The following is a 3,603-nucleotide window of genomic DNA, read 5'->3' on the forward strand; positions in this document are numbered from 1 at the left end:
TTCTCTTATCGTTCTTTCATAGATTCTACTGATGCGTCTGTCTTAGCTCTTTCAGAAGACAAAGAGTTTTTTTCTTCATCAATAATAGGAGGAGAGAATTTTCCATCTTTATAAGTCCAGCCAATTTGCGCTTCACTTGAGGGGATTGCTTTTCCCTCAGATAAATGAACATAATTTTCTGAGGCAACAATAACGTTTGTCACCACACCATTTTCAACAACTGCATAGTCCATAAAAACTCCTATATAAAAAATCTAAACAAGATTGCTCCATTACCGCCATTACCCCCTTTACTAACTCCACCATCTTCTCCTGGAAAATAGCCACCCCCACCGCCGCCGCCCTCTCCACTGCCATTGCAGCCTTTACCACCATGACCACCTTTTTGGCTCTCTCCACCATAACCGCCACTCCCATTATTAGCACTAGCACCTCCACCTCCACCGCCGCCAAAAAAAGAGTTTCCACCATTACCACTACCCCCATCACCACCATACCCACCGGCGTAAATAAAGGAGCTCCCTCTATAACCATGAAAACTAGCATCGCCGCCATGGCTACCATTGAAGTAAGATGTGCCTCCTGAACCACCGGCGCCTCCACCTCCACCAGCACCCCCATATGCTATAATAATTCCTGCGATGCGTGTATCACCACCAGCACCTCCACTGCCTCCCGGAGAAGCACCTCGTCCTCCTCGACCAATTTCAATGGCTTTTGCCGATCTTAGTTGTGAAGCTTTTACTTTAACACACGCATATTGACTTCCACCACCACCACCACCATAGTAGGTGATACGACTGTTAAGGGAGGTATTATTTCTTAACCAGCCTCCATCTCCCCCACCACCACCGCCACCCCATGCCCATATTTCGATATCGGTGTTATCGCTAACCCCTTCAGGCAATGGAATAGTGCCACTTTGTGTTACAAGAACTTCTAGGGGAGAGGTCGCTTTCCTCAGTTTTGTGATTTCATCACGTATTTCTTGAAGAGCAACAACAGCTTCCTCTTTGCTATAAACTTCCGCACCATCAACTTTCAGCGGTCCTTTAAGCTTGCTTCCCGTTGCACTTAAGCTTGTCACCACTTCACCATTATGTCTGATACTCAATGACGAATTACCATCCTGATTACCATCCCGCATGATACTCAATGGCGTATGAGCAATACCCATTAAATCGGATAGTGAATGATGAAGGTGCGTGAAGTTTTCAGATGAATTGCTTATGAGTTCCAAGCCATCACTCATAGTGACTTTTTTTGTGAACTTATTGTAATCCTGCCATTCATTGGCTTGTGCTAGGCGCCCATAGCTTGTCAGATCTTCATTAAGCTTTGCTCTAAATCTATCAAGACCGACAATATCTTCAATTTTGTGTTGGTGGGCTCCAAGCAAAGAGACAGCACTGCCAAAGGTAAAATGATTGTTGCTAGCTTTATAGAGAACATAATTGTTAGCGGCGTCCTTAGCGCCCTCGATATCACCCAAATCAGTTAAAGTGAAGGTTTTGTCCGCTGCCATTTTACCTTTGAGGACTGCTTCAAGATCTGTAACATCCCCTATGCTATGCGTATGTTTTGAAGGAGCTTTTTTATCTAGCTTTTCTTCCACATCGGCGATGGCTTGATCAAGTTTTGTCAAATTCTCACGCAAAATGGGGAATTCAGAACTGATAAAACGCCCTTCTTTGGGCAATTCCATTGCAAGCTTTTTGGTTTTTGTCATGTCTATTCTCCAAGTCTCTAAAGCTGCCCAAAATCTGATCTTTCAAAGCGAGGGGGGTATCACAAGATGCCAGCACCAAAATCACGCAACATTGATCGCGCCGAAGGTCCACCGGTTAAAGTGAGTTTCAAGCGCGCTTGTCTCGCTGTCTTATTGCTGCTGACAAATTTTCGCTCCACCCAAAGCGGCTCGGAAAGCTGTTCTGTTTCCTCTAAGGTGAGGGGGGTAAAAGCACCATCATCCAGTTGCATCTCTAAAGTGAATGTGGAGCCGCCTGGTAAAAAGGTCTTGATATAGCTGGTCAATCTTGCCTTCTCACCAAAGGCAAAAGCACGGGTAACATAGGTTGCTGTGTTATGAATCTTGCCGGCAATCAACTGAACAGGAGCAAACAGAACGGGGGAGAGTTTTTCTGTGCCTTTGAGAATGGCACGTAATTGAACTGTTTCACTGATATATTCGGTGAGGCTTAACAATTGAAAGGGGAGAAGTTGATAAATCGTGCCATTGTTTCTTTCAATTTCAAAGATCACCGAACAATCACTAGAAGGCAATTCAACCGCGGCACGGATTTGCAAATCAGAACAGTCAACAAGATCAAAGGTGCCAAGATCAATGGTTTTTGTTGTTTGTGTGTAGCGTGCTGCCAAAACACGGAAGGCTAAAGCCTCATCTTGATGGGCTGTCCAGCTTTGCGCATTGACAGAGGAAAAACGAGGACCGGTCACATAGGGGTGACTTGAGACATATCTTTGCTGTTCTTCATCAAAATCCCCAAGCTTTGCGAGTGAGAGGGAATGATCACTATCATCGGTCTTAAGGACAAAAGCTGTTAAGCGATCATTGGCAACAAGGAGTGGGACATCATAGCGTGCCTGTGCCCATCCGAGTTTTGCCCCCTTCATCGAATAAAAGCTTTGGGCTTGAATATCGGCTGTTGGATAACCGTTTTCTGTTGTCACCAAATCAATCACCAGATCATGAGCAGGATTGCCGATTTTACAAAGATGAAAGTCAATAGCAGTGATTTGCCGTGTTTCTTCTGGTGTAAAGACTTGCGCTTGAGGGTCCACTTGCCTCCAGATCTTTACCGTTGTGGTGTGCCGCATCACTTTCACATCAATGACCCCTTGCCCCGTAAACAGACCTGTCGCAATGGTTCCTCCTTTCCCTGTTGCCACAACGCTCTTTGTGCCAGCAGGGATGTGTTCAGGAATCTTGAAAGTGCCTTCCAAAATGCCATTGCTATTGGCAACAAGGCGGCTTGTTGGCAAAACATTCACACCATCAAAGGTGAGCGTGTCTAAAATTTCTCCCTTGCCAAAGCCTTCAATTTTAAAGTGAAGGATAATGGGTCTTAAAAAATCGATTTGCTCTTGGGAAATATTGATCAGTTCATCATTCACCTCTGTCTTGCGAAGACTGCTGCCGCGGTGCGTTCCCATAAACAATTGATTGGTCACGCTCGAGAGCCAATCGGTACGCTGGACATGCCAAAAATCTGTAGCGGGTGAGAGTGTAATCGTCCCAGGCAGAGGGGTAAAGTTTTGATAGGGGTTGATTTTTTCGCAAGCTGTTGTCAATTCTTGCGCGATGATCACTTCATTTGTCCAGTCAAGGGTGACGGGAGCCTTTAAGGGGGCGGTATAAAAGGTTGGATTAATAGGCAGTTGTAAAATGCCATTGCCAACAGCTCCTGTTTGCGCAAATCCTTCATCTCTGTAAGTATCATCAAGAAACGGGTCGGCAAACATGCCTTTTTTGGCAACGGGCTCTTTAGAGTCAACATTGCTTTTAATGCGCTCTAATTGCATCAAGCGATCAAGGGAGAGGACCCGTTGAAAATAACGCCACATCTCATCATAGGGGGCAAC

Annotated in this window: 3 protein-coding genes; all 3 read right to left on the bottom strand. The window is 45.4% G+C overall.

Features of this window, described 5'->3' with window-relative positions; genetic code table 11:
- Nucleotides 1–5: 5 nt before the first annotated feature.
- Entirely contained in the window at nucleotides 6–233 is a 228-nt protein-coding gene (locus tag AC0QT4_RS08595) for a hypothetical protein (protein ID WP_473201264.1), read from the bottom strand.
- Nucleotides 234–241: 8 nt separating this feature from the next.
- Nucleotides 242–1,729 (bottom strand): Bgr_08870 family protein, encoded by a 1,488-nt coding sequence (locus AC0QT4_RS08600; protein ID WP_473201265.1) that lies wholly within the window; start codon nucleotides 1,727–1,729, stop codon nucleotides 242–244.
- 59 nt (nucleotides 1,730–1,788) lie between these two features.
- Nucleotides 1,789–3,603: DUF4815 domain-containing protein (locus AC0QT4_RS08605; RefSeq protein WP_473201266.1), on the bottom strand; the 1,815-nt coding region annotated here is incomplete at its 5' end.

This window comes from Bartonella sp. EBT8 (genome assembly GCF_055796165.1).

Excerpts from the sequence above, each read along its gene's own strand:
- AC0QT4_RS08600 (WP_473201265.1), bottom strand. The coding sequence starts at position 1,729 with ATGACAAAAACCAAAAAGCTTGCAATGGAATTGCCCAAAGAAGGGCGT.
- AC0QT4_RS08595 (WP_473201264.1), bottom strand. The coding sequence starts at position 233 with ATGGACTATGCAGTTGTTGAAAATGGTGTGGTGACAAACGTTATTGTT.